The following is a 17,137-nucleotide window of genomic DNA, read 5'->3' as shown; positions in this document are numbered from 1 at the left end:
TTAAAAATTTATTTTAGATTTATCCTATTTAGGTCGCCTATATCTAATATCTAGCCATTTATGACGATGAACATCTATGGAAATTAATAAAATTAGCAGTGCCTTGAGCACTGAGTTCAGCACGAGTAAGAGCGCTAATACGCCCAGAAAGCCCGTTGAATCAGAAAATCTATCAACGCCAACACGACAAGATATTAGTCACGACTGGCAATTGTTAGAACAAACCCAGAAAGAGTTACATACCATCTCCGACGTTGACACAGATAAAGTTGCTGCTATACGTCAGGCTTTAAGTAATGGCAGCTTTGAGCTGAGCTTAGATAAAATTGCAGATAAGATATTGATACAGCATGGATAATAGTCAAGTAAATAAGCGCGAACTTGTTCAAAGTTTAATTCGCGATATTCGTCAAGATCTTGAGGGATATAGTCAATTAAAATCAATGCTTAAGCACCAACGTGAATTAATGCAACGCAGGGATAATGATGCGCTCTTAGCCCATAACGAGCGTCAAACTGCACTGTGTAACAAGTTGGCTTTGAGAGCCAAACAGCGAAGCGAAAATCTCGCGACACTAGGTTTTAATAGTGACAATAGTGGCATGAGACGCTTAATCACGGCGCTACCTGATCACCTAAGACCGCAAATAAAAATGTCATGGGACAACTTGCAGCTGTTAGTTAAAGATAGCCAAACAGCCAATGAAACCAACGGCAGATTGCTCGTAATACAGCAAGAAACGATTAACCGTATCCTGAATCAAGATGGCCAACACCATGAAATTGATTACGGTACCAAACGCTAATCAAACTGAATTATTGAGAGTTACCAAAGCCCTCGCTAATGGGACATAGTTTAAAAGGTGGCTCTCAGCTGTAATGACACAGCGCTTATTGGCCTTTATTCTTGTAATAGAAACCCGCCATATCATCAACAACAGCCTGTTCACGACGTGCCACTTGTGCTTGTTCTTGTATACGTGTTTGTTTTTCAAGCCACTTCAAACCTTGCTGACGCCCTAATTGCTTACGCCATAGGCGATCAATACGCAGCTGTTCCTGTTGTAGAAAGACCTCCTTTTGAGCTAACTTCACCCGCATAGGCTCTAACACTTGCGCCATACTTGCGGAATTTTGCCAGAGCAAAACATTTGAGCCCTCTTTCGCACCACGATAAGTCAATATCATTTGGGCTAAGGCTTGATTTTGTTGTTGATTTAGTTGGACGCTTAGGCTGGAATCATCGCGTTTTTGCCCTAACTGCGCTAATTTCTTTTCAGCTTGAACACGTAACTTAGAGAGATGACGCTGGCTCATATCCCATAACTCCCATCAACTGTTCCAATTGCACTAAACTTTCAGCCAAATTAACTTTACTGTGTGTAGTCTGGCGTAAAAATCGTGCCATTTCTGGATACACTCGCACAGCAAGATCCATTTCAGGATCTTGGCCCGCTTGGTAGCCACCTAAAGGTAATAAGTCTCTGACCTCATTGTAACGACTCAAAAGATGTCTAAAGATCTGACTCTGTTCAATACTGCTAGAGGTCGCTATGTGCATGGCTAAGCGGCTCACTGACGCATTAAGATCAATCGCAGGGAAATGTCCTTGCTCGGCCAATTTACGACTTAGCACTATATGGCCATCTAAAATAGCTCTCGCTGCATCTGCAACAGGATCCTGCTGATCATCACCCTCGGCCAATACGGTATAAAACGCGGTTAGCGTTCCCGTCGGATGTTCACCATTGCCCGCCATTTCCACCAGTCTAGGTAACTGTGCAAACGCCGATGGCGGATAGCCTTTGGTTGCTGGAGGCTCACCTAAACTCAAGGCGATTTCACGCTGTGCCTGAGCATAACGAGTCAATGAGTCGACTAATAGCAACACTTGCTTACCTTGATCTCTAAAAGCACAGGCAATGGAGTGGGATAACCGCATTGCACGTAATCGCATCAGCGGTGTGGTATCTGCAGGGGCTGCAATAATCACAGCCCGTTTACGCCCTTCTTCACCGAGTGTTTCTTCAATAAACTCCCTGACCTCACGGCCACGCTCACCAATTAAGCCAACCACCACGACATCTGCTTCAGTAAAACGAGTCATCATGCCTAATAACACACTCTTACCCACACCAGAGCCCGCAAAGAGCCCGAGTCGCTGGCCTCTACCAATGGGCAACAAACTATTGATGGCGCGAATACCGACATCTAGCGGCTGCCGAATAGGCTGGCGCAGCAAAGGGTTGTAACTCGTGTGAGATTGCGGGACTTGTGAAACACCGGTTAAATCACCCAATAAGTCGAGTGGTTGTCCAAGTCCATCAAGCACCCTGCCAAGCAAACCATCACCAATAGCAATTGTTTGCTCATCCGTAATAGGCAGCACTCTGGCACCTGGCATCAAGCCCTGTGTAGGCTCAATCGGCATAAGGCACAATACGTCCCGATGAAAGCCAACGACTTCAGCCTCAATTAAACGACCATTTCGCCCTTCAATCTGGCAACGATCCCCCATGCCAAGCTGACAGCCAACAGCCTCAAGCAATAGACCATTGACTCGAATGAGACGTCCATAAACCCTTGCAACTGGAACCTGAGGCCAATCGTCATGAAATACATCAGACTCCAATCTCAGCCTCATTCAACTTGGTTTCAACCTGCTTCATGCAAGCATCGAGTCGTGTCTCGACTGAAGCATCTGCATCGGATTTATCACTCACAATTCGACAACTGCCCGCTGAAATACTGCTATCAGCGATGAGATTCCAGCCACGGATTTTATCTTCCGAGAGCTCTTTTAATTTAGTCACGGCACTCGGCTCTAAATGGATTTTGATATCCGCTTGATCATCGGGCAACGCACTCAAGGTTTCTTCAACGAGTTTAAGTATTTGTTGTGGCTGCAGGGTTAGCTCGCAGCGAATCACTTGTTGTGACACTCGGCGTACTAATTCAAGGATCAAATTTTGCTGTTCACGAACCTGCTTTGCATGACCGTCTTCGAGTAGTTCTCTCAAGGCACCTAGCGGTACAAGTAAACTGTTGAGCTGCTCATCGATGGATGCTCTACCCGCTGACTGCCCATCTAACCGACCTTGATGGAAACCAGCTGCATGTCCAGCAATGCGCCCTTCTTCTATGCCAGCCTCATAACCCGCACTCTTACCTTGAATAACACCTTCGTCATAACCCTCATCGAATGCTTGTTGATAACTTTGAAAATCGCTGCCCACATCGGAATTTGATTCAACCGCATCGTGTAATGCAGGAAAACGATAACGACGAGCGAGATTGGTATTTAGACGCCAACGAGAATGCTTGTTTTCCATTAAACAACGACCTGTTCTTCAAATAGCTGCAATTCAATTTCACCTTCTTGCATTAATTGCTTCGCCAGTTCCATTATCTCTTTACGCGCCCCACTCGCTCGGCTAACAGGTACACCACCTAACGCTTCTATTTGCGTTTCAATCGCTGACGACATACGTTTAGGCAAGGCATTGAGCAAGGCATCTTTTAATTCAAAATCAATGCCTTTTAATGCTAACGATAGGGTTTCAGAAGGTACCTGTCCTAATAAGGTCTGCAACGTTTCTTGCTTTTGTCGCCCAAGAATAATGAAGTCAAACATATTATCGGTGACATCGATCGCCATCTGCTTATCATGGAGTTTGATCATTTCCATCAGTTGTTCTCTATCGCCTTCGAAGCGATTGAGGATATCGGCAACCTGTTTGACACCCGCCACTTGCGTGTGACTTTTCTCCATTGCCATCAACATGCAGCGCTCAACCAGCTCCCGCAGTTCCTCAACAACGTTGCGGTCTAATTCGCCAAGTTGCGCAATACGAACGAGCACCTCATCTTGGCTATCACTAGGCAACATTTTTAAGATTTTAGCGGCACTTTCTGGTGGTAATAATCCCAACAATACCGCTTGCAACTGGCAGTGCTCATGGGTGATTTCACGGGCAAGTAATTGGGGGTCAACCCATTCGAGGCGCTTAACGAGCACTTTAATCTCATCACCATAAATGCTATCGATAAGACTTTTAGAAACTCTGTCTCCCAAAGCAATATCGAGTGTCTTTTGTAAATAGGACCGTGAGGCTCTGGCGATACCCGATTGTTCTTTATAGCGTTGGAAAAAACGGCTGAGTACTGCCTCGGCTTCTTGCTGGGTAATACTCGATAACCGCGCCATTTTATGGCTTAAGTGTTGCACATCGTTACGATCCAAATGCGCCATGACCATGGCAGCACCTTCTTCTCCCATACTCAGTAATAACATGGCCGCTTGGGCGTAATTGTCCATCTTAATTTCGATTGAATTATTCACCGTCTTTATCGCCTATCCAATGAGCTATCACTTCTGCAACACGCGCGGGTTCTTTGTTTGCGAGCAAGGCTAAATGCTCCATTTTAACGGTCAAAGGTGAGCCGGGCTCGGGTAAACCCTGACTGCCTAGCCAGTCGGCACTCGGTAACTGATGTGCTTGATTTGGTAAAGTTTCGGCGGAATGCCCATCGAGTGCAGCAGCGGAAGCGGCACTTAATGCAACGGGCTCAATTCTAGGCGCAGTAATTTGAGCGGTTCGGGTCAAGTGCTTAACCAGCGGCCTTAATACGAACAAAATAAGTCCAAAGCCAAGGATGCCACCTATGATGTAGCGTAAATAAGCTTGGTAATTTTCTGATTGCCACCAAGGTGACGGCGTAAATTCCGCTGTAACAGTTGGGGTAAACTCAAAGGCATTGATGGTAAAACTGTCACCTCTCGCCGCCGAAAAGCCGATGGCATCCTTGACCATATTGCCAAACTTAACCAGTTGAGCCTCTTCATTAAATGCTCCTTGACCCGTAGCACTATTAATAAGCACTGAAACTGAGAGGTTTTCGAGCTGCATTTGTTGATAACGAACATGACGCACAGAACGACCAACGTCATATTGACGACTTTCTTCCTGCTTCAAATTACGGGTCTTATCATTCGTCGCCTCTTTGCCTGCTTGGGGTGGCTTATTACTTAAAGCTCCGGGAATTCCCGCGGCAATACTATTACTTGAATCATCGACACTCGTACGCTCTTGAGTCACGACATTTTGCGGATCGAGTGACTCCTTAGTTTCTTCCACCTGATTGAAGTTTACTTTTGCAGTCACCCGCACTTGGAAATTATCTTGACCAAGCACAGGCTCGAGCATAGAGGCGGCATTAGCCACTAAGCTATTCTCAAGTTCACGCGTGTACTGTAACTGCTTGTTTCTAGACTGGCTAAGGTCTTGATTGCCTGAAATGTTCTCACTTAAATATCGACCATCTTGATCGACAACTTTGATATTACTGGCCGTTAGTCCAGTCACACTGCCAGCAACCAAATTAACAATAGCCTCAACTTGTGTTTCAGAGAGTCGAGTATTCGGGTCTAGCTGCAGCATGACGGAAGCCGTCGGCAGTTCAGGCTCCTGACGGATAAACAAAGTTTGTTTAGGTATCGCCAAATGAACTCTTGCGGCACGGACCGACTTTAACGACATGATAGTGCGAGCTAATTCACCTTCTAAACTATGGCGATACTTAGCTTGTTCCATAAATTGGCTCGTACCGAGCGCGGTATTGTCGAGTGCCTCCATACCCGAAGGTACTTTCGCTTTTACCCCTTTTGCGGCCAAAAGCATACGCGCATTACCGACTTGCTCTTCTGCAACGAAGACTGCCCCAGTATTTGCCTCGAGGCGATAATCAATGCCTTCTGCATCCAAGACATTTAACACTTGAGAGGTATCGACATTTTCTTGGCTGCCATATAAAGGTCGATACCCTGCAGTAGCAGTCCATAACATCAACACTATGACACTGGCGACAACCACCGCAAGTAAAGCTAAGGCGATAACTTGACGATCACCACGGTTAAAACGATGCCATTTTTGGGTCATGCCAGCAATGAATCCTGACGAAGATTCAGTCCCGGTAATATCCTGACCTGATTGAACAAAAGTGGTAGACATTCACACAATTCCTTAAATAGGCATCTTCATTACATCGTCAAATGCTTGCACAAGACGATTACGAATTTGGAGCATAGTCGCAAATGACAAACTGGCTTTTTGCGAAGCCACCATAGCACCGACGAGATCATCGCTTTTTCCACTATCGACAGCAGCCATCGCCATAGAGGATTGGTTCTGATCTTGGTTAACGGCAGAAACTTTACTCTTAATCAAGTCAGTGAATGACCCATAAGCCATACCATTATCGGCAGGGTTTGAAGTGATGTTGATCGCCCCTTTAGCCACTTCACGATGAATGTTTAAGGTTTCCATTAACATATTTGAGCTAACAATCGCTCCATTAGACATATTCCATTCCTATTACTTTTTGATTGCTCTAAGCTGCTCGACCCGCTTGCTCTAATAACATTTCAATATCAATACCCGCTTCACGCATTTGGACGAGGCGATATCTTAAGGCTCTAGTCGTCATCCCTAGCGCCTCTGCACTTAATGTGCGTTGCCCATTAAAACGTTTAAGTACATCAATAATATATTGAAACTCTGCCTGCTGTTTTGACGCTTTAAGCCCATCTGAGGCGCCTAAAGGCTCCAACTCAAGCATCTCTTCTTGAATGTTTAACCCGAGTTCCGCAACTTGAATCGCCTGACCTCTACGCATCACTAATGCACGTTGAATACAATTCTCTAGCTCTCTTACATTTCCGGGCCAATCATAGGTCACGAGCACTTGCCTTGCGTGCTCACTGAAATAACAGCGACTTGAGCAATCAGATTGGCCATATAAATTTAAGAAATGTTCAGCTAGAGGCAGGATGTCAGCCTTTCGTTCTCTTAAAGGCTTAATTTTCAGAGGTAAAACATCTAATCGATAGAACAAATCCTCCCTAAAATGTCCAAACTCCACGGCTTGTCTTAAGTCGCGATTGGTAGAGGCAATGACTCTGATATCCAGTGGTATAACATGCTGACCACCGAGTCTTTCGACTTCACGCTCCTGTAGCACCCGAAGTAACTTCGCCTGTAACGGCAAGGGCATTTCACCAATTTCATCGAGTAATAAAGTACCGCCATTGGCCTGCTCAAATTTTCCTGCCTTATCACAAATGGCACCAGTGAAGGCACCTTTGACATGCCCAAAGAGAACGGACTCTAGAATACTTTCAGGGATGGCAGCGCAGTTAATCGCAACGAAAGGCTTATGTGAACGGGAGGAGTGGCGATGAATATAACGAGCAAGCGGTTCTTTACCAGTACCACTTTCACCCAATAATAAAACACTGGCCTCAGTGGTTGCGGCGCGATGGGCCAACATCAACAATTGTCGACTAACAGAAGCCGCGACAACCAAACTAGAATCAGGTAACTCTAAACGGTGTAATCGTTGAATTGAGGCAAGTAACTGCTCAGTTTCTACGGGAATTAATAGATAATCCTGTACGCCAGCTCGCATTGCTGCGGCTGCCAACTCACCTTGCTCTGGTGCTAATAACGCGACGATATTACGGCCAGGAAAACGGGCAAGATAGGACTTCACATCACAAGGACTACAATCCGATAAGTTAACGATAGTGAGCCAAGGTAATTCCATTGCATCACTCCACAGATAAAAATCCTCATGTGTTATTTTGCATGCAAGTTCCGCAGATATGTTTAACCCTTCAATCCGTATACTTAGGCCACCCACTCACTAACTCCCTTTCGTTTACAGTACATTAAATAACACCTTAATTTAGACCCATAAGTCTTTGTGTTTGAGTGTATATAAAATCTATTACTACTTACTTATCCATCTAGATGAATGAGCAATAAATAACTCAAGCCATTAAGAACAATAAAAACAAATGCGGAAGCGAAATGCGGAAGATATATTTCCGCATGTAATATCAAAGCCAGCGATAGAGAACTACACACAATGAGTATCCACATTGACAATGGCTAAGGATATGCCCTCAACTAAATAAGGTTAAAACGTGTTCTAGTGCAATCATCGATAAGAAATGTGACCAGCAACAAAGTTTAAGGTATCACCGAATTATATGAATCAATTGCTATCAACCATGAAAGGTCTAAAAGAAAAACCGCAAAAAAGTGATGCATATAACTTAGGACTGACTTATACCAAATATATTTGTAAAATAATATATGACAATGATAAAAATGCACCATCGATACTTTTAAAATAGTGAAAAAATTTAACCACCAATGTTTAACATTAAATAAACCATAAACTATAGCGCACAAAAAACAATGAAAATCAAAGACAAACAGATTTACAACACAATATCATCATTAATAATCAATATGTAAATGCTGACATAAATATTGCCCGCCAAAATGTCGACAAATGTCAAAATAATATCTAACCGCCTTTTTATTGACGCTAAAATGCAAAACCTAAAGCATTAATATCTTCTTACACAATCTCAAAACAAACATTTTGTTCACAACCAACTTTCCCCTACAATTCTATTCACATATATTTCAGCATTTCTTATAATTATTATTGAATACTTAAGCCTTATTAACTTATCATCCTCGTCGTTTAAAACAGAGTCGAACCTAAAGTTCAACGCTTAACTGTTTTAAGAAATTCATTAATCCTTAACGATAAAGAAATAAATATTTAGGCACTCTGTTTGTGTATGTTTTTTATGCACCAACTGAATCACGGAGGTAGCCAAGCAGCATTCTAGTAGTAAAAACACGTTTAATAGGAAGAACAATGAAGACGACGGCGAAAGCTAGGCTTATAAAATCAAATTCCAATGAAATAATTAGACCTATTATGCTAGTTCAAGAAAAGCTAGCGAGAACGCGATTATTGCAACAGCTAGAAAAGCTACATCGTCCACTTATCGATGCCATAAATAATATCCTATCTCCGCTACTAAGACAGGGTCATCCCGCTGTTTCTGGGTCAACGTTAACAGAACCTAGAACACATGTCGTTCCAGAACATTGCTATTCATGGTTTGTATTAAAACATCATCAAAATACCCTCGGTTATTGGAGAATTGATCGCTGTACGCTCGATCAATTGGCGAGTAATTATTACGGTAATACCTCAACACCATTAAGTTCTCCTTTGAGAAACCCCAGCCAATCTGAATTTAGGTTAGCCAAAAAGTTGCTACTTTCCGTGGTGGTGGAGCTACCTAATAGCACGATCGAAACCAATGATCTTGAAGTTGAGCTCATAAAAGGCCATATGCCACTCGCAGTATCGGCAGTATGGTCGTTCAATTTTACCAATGGCCCACTAACCCCTCCAATGCTCTTTTGCTTAACTGAGCATTTACTGGGGCATCTGGCCGAACAGCCTAAGAAATCTGAAGTATCTGCGGATTTACCCGCAAAACTTGCCGTCTGGCTAAAAAGTCTCCCCATAAAAATGCAGCTGACATTAGGGCAACATAGCATCCCGGTGCAATCACTCAGCCAATTAAAAACAGGGGATATTTTACCTATTAATCTCTATCCAAAAACCTTGTTATCAATCGGAAACACACCGCTATTTCATGCCTCAGTGCATAGTCATGAAGGACAGATGGTAGCGAAATTGACCCAAGATATTTATCAGCATGAGGAGCATGACATTGGCTGAACAATCTATTTTATCGGATGATGATTTTCTATTAGAGGACGACATTTTCTCTGAGAGAGCATTTTCAAAGCCGGACACCCATAACCGTAAATTGAAAAATAATAATTTTTTTCAACAACTTCCTGTTCAAGTTACTCTCGAACTGGCCAGTGCTGAAATGTCTTTAGGCGAACTAAATCGTATGGGAGAAGGTGATGTTATCGCACTCGACCGTATGGTGGGTGAACCGCTGGATATCAGAGTAAATGGAGCACTATTAGGAAGAGGGGAAGTCGTAGAAGTGGCTGGCAGATATGGCGTACGTTTGCTGGAAATAGAGAGCATTACTCTCGATGGGACAAGTAACGAATGATAGTTCGGGTATTGTTACTGGCGATTCTATTGTTTGCTCCCCAAGCCCTCGCATCGGAAGGACTGACCTTATTCACACTGGATAGCGCTCAAGACAGTCAAGCAGTTAACATTAAACTCGAAATTTTAGCGCTCATGACGGCCATTAGTTTCTTGCCCATCATGCTGATGATGCTAACCAGTTTTACTCGTATTATCATTGTATTAGCAATTCTCCGACAAGCTCTCGGACTACAACAAAGTCCCCCTAACCGAGTGCTTGTTGGGATAGCATTAGTACTCACTATCTTTATTATGCGCCCAGTGGGAGACAAAATTTATAAGGAAGCTTATTTGCCCTATGACCAAGGTAAGATCGAATTGATGGAGGCTGTCTCAATAGCCAAAGTCCCTTTAACTCGATTTATGCTGGCGCAGACAAGGGAAACTGATCTTGAGCAAATGCTGAAAATAGCTAACGAACCCACACACATGAAAGCAGCAGAGGAAGTCCCCTTTTTTGTCCTTATGCCCGCATTTGTACTGAGTGAACTCAAAACAGCTTTCCAAATTGGCTTCTTACTTTTCTTACCTTTCTTAGTTATCGACTTGGTTGTCGCAAGTGTCCTCATGTCTATGGGGATGATGATGTTGTCACCGTTAATTATTTCTCTCCCATTTAAACTGATGGTTTTTGTATTAGTCGATGGTTGGGCTATGACGGTAAGCACCTTAACCGCAAGTTTTGGGTAGCTAGATGGACATCAATGAACTGACCTCGCTCTTTGCTGACTCAATGTTTCTCGTCATCATCATGGTTTCTGTGTTGGTGACACCGGGACTCATTTTAGGCTTAATCGTTGCGGTATTTCAGGCTGCGACACAGGTCAATGAACAAACCTTGAGTTTTCTGCCAAGGCTTATCATTACTCTACTTATGGTTCTGTTTTCAGGCCATTGGCTCATACAACAGCTAAGTGATTTATTTGACAGGCTGTTTATGAATATTCCTCATATTATCGGTTGATATGCTTTCCCTCACCTCAACCGAACTCAGCATGTTAATCGGCAGCCTTTGGTGGCCATTCTGCCGAATCATGGGGGCATTTATGATAATGCCCTTGTTAGGTAATTCCTATGTGCCTGCAACAGTAAGAATTTTTCTTGCCTTAAGTATTGCAGCGCTTATTGCACCTATGCTGCCACCCGTTCCCGCTGTCGATGCGCTCTCGCTTGGATCATTATTTTTAGCCATAGAGCAACTACTGATTGGATTCATGCTCGCGCTATTTTTAACCATTTTAATCCATGTGATGACCATGCTTGGCACTATTATGTCGATGCAGATGGGTCTAGCGATGGCGGTGATGAACGATCCCGCTAATGGCGACACCAACCCCATTCTCAGTGAATGGTTACAAATCTTTGGTACATTGATTTTTCTGGCTCTTGACGGTCATTTAGTCGGGCTCAACATCATTGTTGATAGCTTTCGTTTATGGCCAATTGGAAATGGGATTTTTGACTTACCGCTAATGGGATTGGTTAGTCGAATGGGCTGGCTATTTGCTGCATCGCTGATGCTCGCCATACCCGCAGTACTCGCCATGTTAATGGTTAACATCACTTTTGGTGTATTAAGCCGCGCTGCGCCGTCATTAAACATCTTCTCGCTCGGGTTTCCCATGACCTTGTTGATGGGCTTGATTTGCGTCTTCCTTTCGTTAAGCGGCATTCCAACTCGTTACAGTAATCTGTGCTTAGACGCATTAACTGCCATGTACCAATTTATCGGAGGGATCTCATGAGTAAAACGCCCCAACAAGATAAAACAGAAGAAGCTACACCGCAGAAAAAGCGTAAAGCGAGAGAAGAAGGCCAAGTTCCACGCTCTAAAGATCTTGCCTCCGCAGCACTGGTCGTTGGTTGCTCTGCGATGCTGACCAGTAATGCGGATTGGTTTGCGACGAGAGTCAGTGGATTAGCTAAATACAATATGCTGCTCACGCGGGCAGAGTTAGATCAACCAGACATCATGATGCGCCATCTTGGCGCCAGCCTAGTCGAAATGCTAAGCATCTTAGGCCCACTATTCATCATGGTTGCTCTGTTGGCCGCAGTTGCAGGAGCCTTACCTGGGGGGCCGATATTTAATTTTGGAAATGCTAATTTTAAGTACAGTCGTATCGATCCCCTTGCCGGTGTCGGAAGAATATTTTCCGCTCAATCTCTTGTTGAGTTACTCAAGTCATGCCTAAAAATTGTGTTACTGATCGGAATTATGTTGGTTTTCTTGAATGGTCACTTACAAGAACTACTTAGCTACAATCAACGCCCTATTGATGAAGCGGTTCGTGATGGCATCAATCTACTGTCGCAAGGCATGTTTTATCTTGGTACTGGGCTGCTCGTGATCGCCTTTATTGATGTGCCTTACCAATATTGGCATAACAGCAAAGAATTACGTATGTCACGCCAAGAGGTCAAAGACGAGCATACCCAGCAAGAAGGTAAGCCAGAGATTAAAGCTAAAATCCGCCAAATACAGCAACGAATGGCTCGCTCTCGGGCAGATACCACCATTCCAAAAGCGGATGTTCTCTTGGTTAATCCCACTCACTATGCCGTGGCATTAAAATACAATCCTGACTTAGCGGATGCGCCTTACGTCATCACTAAAGGCACCGAAGAACTCGCCCTCTATATGCGAGAACTCGCTAAAAAACATGATATTGAAATTATTGATATCCCACCGCTCACGCGGGCTATTTATCATTCAACGCAAGTCGATCAACAGATACCCAGTGCCCTTTTTATCGCCATAGCGCACGTATTAAGTTATGTCATGCAAATAAAAGCATCTCGTAAGGGCTTACAGCAGAAACCTGAGCCTTTACCACATTTTTTTATTCCCCCTAATTTACGTCACGATTAAAGGATTGCTTAACCTATGAATTGGCTTTCTCGCACCTTTTCAGGAAATTACAGCTATATCGGCATTCCAGTCATGCTGCTCGCTATTCTGGCGATGGTGATTTTACCGCTGCCTGCATGGCTACTGGACATTTTGTTTACATTTAACATCGTCCTTGCCGTCATGGTGCTGCTGGTGAGCGTCTCGATCAGGCGACCGTTAGAGTTTTCTGTATTCCCAACCTTATTGCTCCTTGCGACCTTAATGCGTTTGACCTTAAACGTTGCATCGACGCGCGTAGTACTCATTGAAGGTCATGAAGGAGGCGATGCTGCGGGTAAAGTGATCCAAGCCTTCGGTGAAGTCGTTATTGGCGGAAACTATGTCGTCGGTGCGGTTATCTTCTTAATTCTAATGATTATTAACTTTGTTGTAATCACTAAGGGTGGCGAGCGGATCTCTGAGGTATCGGCGCGATTTACATTGGATGCCCTACCGGGTAAACAGATGGCGATCGATGCCGATCTCAATGCTGGCACACTCACACACGAACAAGCCAGCCTACGTCGCCAAGATGTCGCCAGAGAAGCAGACTTTTATGGTTCCATGGATGGAGCCTCAAAATTTGTGAGAGGGGATGCCATCGCAGGACTCTTGATCTTAGCCATCAACATTATTGGCGGGATCAGCATAGGCATCTTTATGCATGATCTGGGTGCTACAGAAGCCTTTAAAACCTATGCGTTATTAACCATTGGTGATGGCCTAGTTGCACAAATTCCATCATTACTACTCGCCACTGCTGCCGCAATTATTGTGACTAGGGTATCCGACGCAGAAGAAATGCCGACCCAATTGAGTCGACAGTTACTGGCTAACCCGAGAACCTTAGCCACTGCAGCCATTGTGATGGCGATTCTCGGTATCACCCCAGGCATGCCAGCACTGGTATTTTTATCTTTTGCAATACTACTAGGCTTTGCGGCGTGGAAACAAAACCAGAATAAGGCCTCCTTTACTGAAGAGAAAACTGAAGAACTCATAGAAACCAGCCTGACAGAACCTTCAGCGCCAAGCTGGGAATCCCTGCCTTTTACCGACATCATCGAAGTACGATTAGGCTATAGATTGGTTCATCTAGTCGAAAAAACCAAAGGAGCAGAATTACAAAAACGCCTAACAGGGATCAGACGTACTCTTTCAGAACAAATCGGATTTCTGCTATCGGAAGTGAGAGTGCGCGACAATCTAGCCTTAGCACCACATGCATACCAAATTAACTTTATGGGCACTCAAGTGGCTATCGCCGAACTAGAACCTGACCTGCTGCTCGCAATAAAAAGTGGTCCTGTTTACGGTAAAATTGATGGGATTTTAACCAAGGAACCCGCTTACCAAATGGATGCGATTTGGATTACGCCTGAACTAAAAGCCAAAGCACTCAATTTAGGTTATTCGGTCGTCGATAATGCCACTATCATTGCCACTCATGTCAGTAAGTTATTGCGCGAATCACTGCCTGAATTATTGCAACATGATGATATTATGCAATTAACTGACAGGCTCAGTAAGCAAGCCCCCAAACTGGCGGAATCACTCAGTACCTGTTTAACCCCCATTCAGTTACTCAAAGTTTTCCGCTTGTTACTCAAAGAGCAAGTGCCGCTAAAAGACATACGCACCATAGCAACGACCTTGCTGGAATGCAGCGAGCAAACCAAAGATCCCGTTCTACTCGCCGCCGATGTGCGCTGCGCTTTACGCAATAGTATTTTGCATCAAATCGCAGGCAGCAGTCCGCAGTTGAATGTACTTACGCTGACCGCAGAATTAGAACAAACCTTAATGACAGCGTTAAATCAATCGCAGCAACAGGGCCGAGTTGCATTGGATAGTTTCCCTATCGAACCTAATCTACTGGCGCAGCTACAACAAAGAATGCCCCAATTACTCGCGGAGACAAAAGAGAAAGGCTATAACCCTATCCTACTTGTTTCTCCACAACTCAGGCCTTTCCTCGCGCGATACGCATTAGCCTTCGCCCGCGGACTTCATGTTTTATCCTATAATGAAGTCCCTGAAACAAAAGAACTTATGATTGCGGGACAACTCGGGTAATCAAACGCATTAAGCCCTATCGCTTTATTAAGTTTTCATCGTGCAAAAAGCATCAATGACAGAATGCTAACCAGCGTTCGACATTGGTGCCACATGCAATGTGCACTATTTCATGCAGTCAGGATGAACAGATTAGGAGCAGAGCTGAGCGCTTAATAAACGTTAGCATTTCGGTATGACCCGACATTGCGCTTATCACTTCATTCATTTTTACATCGATATGTTAATCAAATTTTCACAATAGTATGAGCTGCATCAGGTGCTAGGAGACAAATGTCCTCTTGTATTCACCCTTCCCTCCCTATAATCCACGCCATGACTTCGTAACTCGGTGCTTGAGCCTCTGGTTTTGGCTGCATGGCGGCACCGTTTCCTCTCAGGAGCTAGCTAATGAACATACTCGTGCTAAACGGGCACCCCAACTTAACCCAGTCTGTGGCCAATGCCTGCATACTTGCCCTTGAGGCTGAGCAACCGAGCTGGCGTATCAATTCAGTGGCTCAGTTTGATGGGGATACCGCCACGGAGCAGCAACAGTTGCTCGATGCCGATGTGATTGTGGTGCAATTCCCGCTCTATTGGAGCACCTACCCCGCCGTGCTCAAATATTGGATTGATGAGGTATTTACCTATGGTTTTGCCTTTGGCCCTAATGGTAGCCAGCTCCAAGGTAAACCTGTCCTGTTTTCTATCACTGCGGGGGCGACTGAGGACTCCTACAGCGAAACAGGCTTTAACTTTTTCCCCTTTAACGTATACCAACAAGCTTACGAACACCCATTTCGCGCAGCCGCTGTCGAGATTATCGATACCATTATTAGCTTTGAGATGAACTCCACTGCCGCCGAAGGTGGTAACAAATCCAACACCCTTTCCCTTGCAAAGGCCCACGCTGAGCGTGTGATTGCAGCCATTAATTCATATAAGGACCACTCAGTATGATCCAGTCCATCCTTGGCATTCTTGTACTCTTAGGCATAGGTTTGCTGTTTTCTGAGAACCGCCGTTTGATCAGCTGGCGCGCCGTTATCGGTGCATTTGGCATTATCATCGCGCTCGGTTTTTTTGTGCTGGCAACCAAGATCGGTGCCGATGTACTGCTGGCCGTATCAAATACTGTAGGCAAAGTCTTTGGTTATGGTACTGAAGGGATCAAATTTGCCTTTGGCAGCTTAGTCAATTTCAGCGTTGAAGGCATAGGTTTTGTCTGGGCGTTACAGGTATTACCACAAATCATCTTTACTGCCGCACTCACCTCTTTGCTGTACTACTTAGGCATTATGCAGTGGTTTGTGTTAATTATTGGCGGCAGCTTGCAAAAGGTACTCGGCACGTCACGGGCGGAGTCAATGAATGCGGCGGGCAATATTATTCTCGGCCAAACCGAAGCACCGTTACTGATCAAGCCCTACCACCGCGTTCTCACCCGCGCGCAAATTTTTGCGGTAATGGTTGGCGGATTGTCTTCGATTGCTGGCTCCATTTTAGCGGGCCTTGCGGGGATGGGCGTTGCGCTTAACTATCTGATTATGGCTTGCTTTATGTCAGCTCCAGCTGGTTTGATGTTCGCTAAGTTGCTTATCCCAGAAACCGAGCCAACCGTTAATGAAGTGCCAGAATTACCCGATGATGAAAAGCCCAGCAGCTTTATTGATGCCATAGCCAAAGGCGCTATTGCTGGTATGGGAATCGCTGCCATCGTCGGCGCAGTCATTATTGCCTGTATTGGCCTCATGGCATTGTTGAACGGCGGATTAGGCGCGATTGGTGAACTGTTTGGCATGCCAACCTTAACCGTAGATATGATCCTCGGCACCTTGTTTGCGCCAGTAGCTTGGTTGATTGGTATTCCATGGGCTGAAGCAAGCACTGCCGGCGCCTTCCTAGGGCAAAAAATCGCCATGAATGAGTTTGTTGCCTTCGCCAATATGGGCAATGTGGAACTCTCTGCACGTAGTAATGCCATTATGACCATTGCCCTTTGCGGCTTTGCCAATATCGGCTCAGTGGCCATGGTGTGTGGCGCCCTGAGTCAAATGATACCGCAACGCGCGGGACTGATTGGTCAGCTCGGGATGAAAGTACTGCTAGCGGCGACGTTAGCAAACTTGATGAATGCTGCAATTGTCAGTTTGTTTATCTAAGTTTTCCCTT

The 17,137-nt window shown here is 44.7% G+C and carries 18 protein-coding genes; 11 read left to right on the top strand and 7 right to left on the bottom strand.

The window, feature by feature from the left end:
• Window positions 1-76: 76 nt before the first annotated feature.
• Window positions 77-358 (top strand): flagellar biosynthesis anti-sigma factor FlgM, encoded by a 282-nt coding sequence (gene flgM / locus KO537_RS20320; RefSeq protein WP_113940828.1) that lies wholly within the window; start codon window positions 77-79, stop codon window positions 356-358.
• Window positions 351-806, top strand: coding sequence for a flagellar protein FlgN (locus tag KO537_RS20315; protein ID WP_173247924.1), 456 nt, complete (start codon window positions 351-353; stop codon window positions 804-806). The genes flgM and KO537_RS20315 overlap by 8 nt, the downstream gene beginning before the upstream one ends.
• A gap of 85 nt (window positions 807-891) precedes the next feature.
• Here the strand turns inward: KO537_RS20315 and KO537_RS20310 are convergent, their stop codons facing one another.
• The 7 genes from KO537_RS20310 to KO537_RS20280 are packed head-to-tail and all read right to left on the bottom strand — an operon-like array spanning window position 892 to window position 7,701.
• On the bottom strand, window positions 892-1,317 hold the full coding sequence (locus tag KO537_RS20310; RefSeq protein ID WP_173247927.1) for a hypothetical protein: 426 nt from the start codon (window positions 1,315-1,317) through the stop codon (window positions 892-894).
• On the bottom strand, window positions 1,295-2,644 hold the full coding sequence (locus KO537_RS20305) for a FliI/YscN family ATPase (RefSeq protein WP_113940831.1): 1,350 nt from the start codon (window positions 2,642-2,644) through the stop codon (window positions 1,295-1,297). The genes KO537_RS20310 and KO537_RS20305 overlap by 23 nt, the downstream gene beginning before the upstream one ends.
• Window positions 2,622-3,332 carry a flagellar assembly protein FliH gene (fliH, locus tag KO537_RS20300; RefSeq protein WP_219235572.1) on the bottom strand — a complete coding sequence of 237 codons (711 nt, stop codon included), beginning with the start codon at window positions 3,330-3,332 and terminating at the stop codon, window positions 2,622-2,624. The genes KO537_RS20305 and fliH overlap by 23 nt, the downstream gene beginning before the upstream one ends.
• On the bottom strand, window positions 3,332-4,318 hold the full coding sequence (locus KO537_RS20295; protein WP_049821660.1) for a flagellar motor switch protein FliG: 987 nt from the start codon (window positions 4,316-4,318) through the stop codon (window positions 3,332-3,334). Before KO537_RS20295 ends, fliH begins: the two co-directional genes overlap by 1 nt.
• 16 nt (window positions 4,319-4,334) lie before the next feature.
• A complete protein-coding gene (fliF, locus tag KO537_RS20290) occupies window positions 4,335-6,011 on the bottom strand; it encodes a flagellar basal-body MS-ring/collar protein FliF (RefSeq protein WP_219235570.1) in 1,677 nt (558 codons plus the stop codon).
• A 12-nt stretch (window positions 6,012-6,023) separates the two neighbouring features.
• Window positions 6,024-6,362, bottom strand: coding sequence for a flagellar hook-basal body complex protein FliE (gene fliE, locus KO537_RS20285; RefSeq protein ID WP_113940834.1), 339 nt, complete (start codon window positions 6,360-6,362; stop codon window positions 6,024-6,026).
• A 28-nt stretch (window positions 6,363-6,390) separates the two neighbouring features.
• Complete coding sequence (locus KO537_RS20280; protein ID WP_168825891.1) at window positions 6,391-7,701, bottom strand: sigma-54 dependent transcriptional regulator; 1,311 nt, start codon at window positions 7,699-7,701, stop codon at window positions 6,391-6,393.
• A gap of 1,038 nt (window positions 7,702-8,739) precedes the next feature.
• On the opposite strand from KO537_RS20280, the gene KO537_RS20275 reads away from it, so the two are divergent.
• The 9 genes from KO537_RS20275 to KO537_RS20235 all read left to right on the top strand — a co-directional run bounded on the left by KO537_RS20275 (window position 8,740) and on the right by KO537_RS20235 (window position 17,127).
• Complete coding sequence (locus KO537_RS20275; protein WP_219235569.1) at window positions 8,740-9,621, top strand: FliM/FliN family flagellar motor C-terminal domain-containing protein; 882 nt, start codon at window positions 8,740-8,742, stop codon at window positions 9,619-9,621.
• Window positions 9,614-9,973, top strand: coding sequence for a FliM/FliN family flagellar motor switch protein (locus KO537_RS20270; protein ID WP_131523384.1), 360 nt, complete (start codon window positions 9,614-9,616; stop codon window positions 9,971-9,973). Before KO537_RS20275 ends, KO537_RS20270 begins: the two co-directional genes overlap by 8 nt.
• The gene (gene fliP / locus KO537_RS20265) at window positions 9,970-10,704 is read left to right on the top strand and encodes a flagellar type III secretion system pore protein FliP (RefSeq protein ID WP_219235566.1); all 735 of its coding nucleotides are present in this window, start codon (window positions 9,970-9,972) and stop codon (window positions 10,702-10,704) included. The genes KO537_RS20270 and fliP overlap by 4 nt, the downstream gene beginning before the upstream one ends.
• Before the next feature lie 4 nt (window positions 10,705-10,708).
• Window positions 10,709-10,978 (top strand): flagellar biosynthetic protein FliQ, encoded by a 270-nt coding sequence (locus KO537_RS20260; RefSeq protein WP_006083412.1) that lies wholly within the window; start codon window positions 10,709-10,711, stop codon window positions 10,976-10,978.
• Window position 10,979: 1 nt separating this feature from the next.
• Window positions 10,980-11,759: a flagellar biosynthetic protein FliR gene (gene fliR / locus KO537_RS20255; protein ID WP_219235563.1), complete on the top strand. Its 780-nt coding sequence runs from the start codon at window positions 10,980-10,982 to the stop codon at window positions 11,757-11,759.
• The gene (gene flhB / locus KO537_RS20250) at window positions 11,756-12,886 is read left to right on the top strand and encodes a flagellar biosynthesis protein FlhB (RefSeq protein WP_168825897.1); all 1,131 of its coding nucleotides are present in this window, start codon (window positions 11,756-11,758) and stop codon (window positions 12,884-12,886) included. The genes fliR and flhB overlap by 4 nt, the downstream gene beginning before the upstream one ends.
• Before the next feature lie 15 nt (window positions 12,887-12,901).
• Window positions 12,902-14,983: a flagellar biosynthesis protein FlhA gene (flhA, locus tag KO537_RS20245; RefSeq protein WP_219235561.1), complete on the top strand. Its 2,082-nt coding sequence runs from the start codon at window positions 12,902-12,904 to the stop codon at window positions 14,981-14,983.
• Window positions 14,984-15,373: 390 nt separating this feature from the next.
• The gene (locus KO537_RS20240; RefSeq protein WP_219235559.1) at window positions 15,374-15,925 is read left to right on the top strand and encodes an NAD(P)H-dependent oxidoreductase; all 552 of its coding nucleotides are present in this window, start codon (window positions 15,374-15,376) and stop codon (window positions 15,923-15,925) included.
• Window positions 15,922-17,127 (top strand): nucleoside transporter C-terminal domain-containing protein, encoded by a 1,206-nt coding sequence (locus KO537_RS20235; RefSeq protein WP_219235557.1) that lies wholly within the window; start codon window positions 15,922-15,924, stop codon window positions 17,125-17,127. Before KO537_RS20240 ends, KO537_RS20235 begins: the two co-directional genes overlap by 4 nt.
• Window positions 17,128-17,137: the final 10 nt, after the last annotated feature.

Source organism: Shewanella sp. NKUCC01_JLK (assembly GCF_019345615.1).
In the GTDB taxonomy this organism is placed as follows: domain Bacteria; phylum Pseudomonadota; class Gammaproteobacteria; order Enterobacterales; family Shewanellaceae; genus Shewanella; species Shewanella oncorhynchi.
This window is presented reverse-complemented; position numbering and strand designations above follow the sequence as displayed.

Coding starts and splice junctions, on each gene's coding strand:
- flgM (WP_113940828.1), top strand. CDS start 77: ATGGAAATTAATAAAATTAGCAGTGCCTTGAGCACTGAGTTCAGCACG.
- KO537_RS20315 (WP_173247924.1), top strand. CDS start 351: ATGGATAATAGTCAAGTAAATAAGCGCGAACTTGTTCAAAGTTTAATT.
- KO537_RS20310 (WP_173247927.1), bottom strand. CDS start 1,317: ATGAGCCAGCGTCATCTCTCTAAGTTACGTGTTCAAGCTGAAAAGAAA.
- KO537_RS20305 (WP_113940831.1), bottom strand. CDS start 2,644: ATGAGGCTGAGATTGGAGTCTGATGTATTTCATGACGATTGGCCTCAG.
- fliH (WP_219235572.1), bottom strand. CDS start 3,332: ATGGAAAACAAGCATTCTCGTTGGCGTCTAAATACCAATCTCGCTCGT.
- KO537_RS20295 (WP_049821660.1), bottom strand. CDS start 4,318: ATGGACAATTACGCCCAAGCGGCCATGTTATTACTGAGTATGGGAGAA.
- fliF (WP_219235570.1), bottom strand. CDS start 6,011: ATGTCTACCACTTTTGTTCAATCAGGTCAGGATATTACCGGGACTGAA.
- fliE (WP_113940834.1), bottom strand. CDS start 6,362: ATGTCTAATGGAGCGATTGTTAGCTCAAATATGTTAATGGAAACCTTA.
- KO537_RS20275 (WP_219235569.1), top strand. CDS start 8,740: ATGAAGACGACGGCGAAAGCTAGGCTTATAAAATCAAATTCCAATGAA.
- fliP (WP_219235566.1), top strand. CDS start 9,970: ATGATAGTTCGGGTATTGTTACTGGCGATTCTATTGTTTGCTCCCCAA.
- KO537_RS20260 (WP_006083412.1), top strand. CDS start 10,709: ATGGACATCAATGAACTGACCTCGCTCTTTGCTGACTCAATGTTTCTC.
- fliR (WP_219235563.1), top strand. CDS start 10,980: ATGCTTTCCCTCACCTCAACCGAACTCAGCATGTTAATCGGCAGCCTT.
- flhB (WP_168825897.1), top strand. CDS start 11,756: ATGAGTAAAACGCCCCAACAAGATAAAACAGAAGAAGCTACACCGCAG.
- flhA (WP_219235561.1), top strand. CDS start 12,902: ATGAATTGGCTTTCTCGCACCTTTTCAGGAAATTACAGCTATATCGGC.
- KO537_RS20240 (WP_219235559.1), top strand. CDS start 15,374: ATGAACATACTCGTGCTAAACGGGCACCCCAACTTAACCCAGTCTGTG.
- KO537_RS20235 (WP_219235557.1), top strand. CDS start 15,922: ATGATCCAGTCCATCCTTGGCATTCTTGTACTCTTAGGCATAGGTTTG.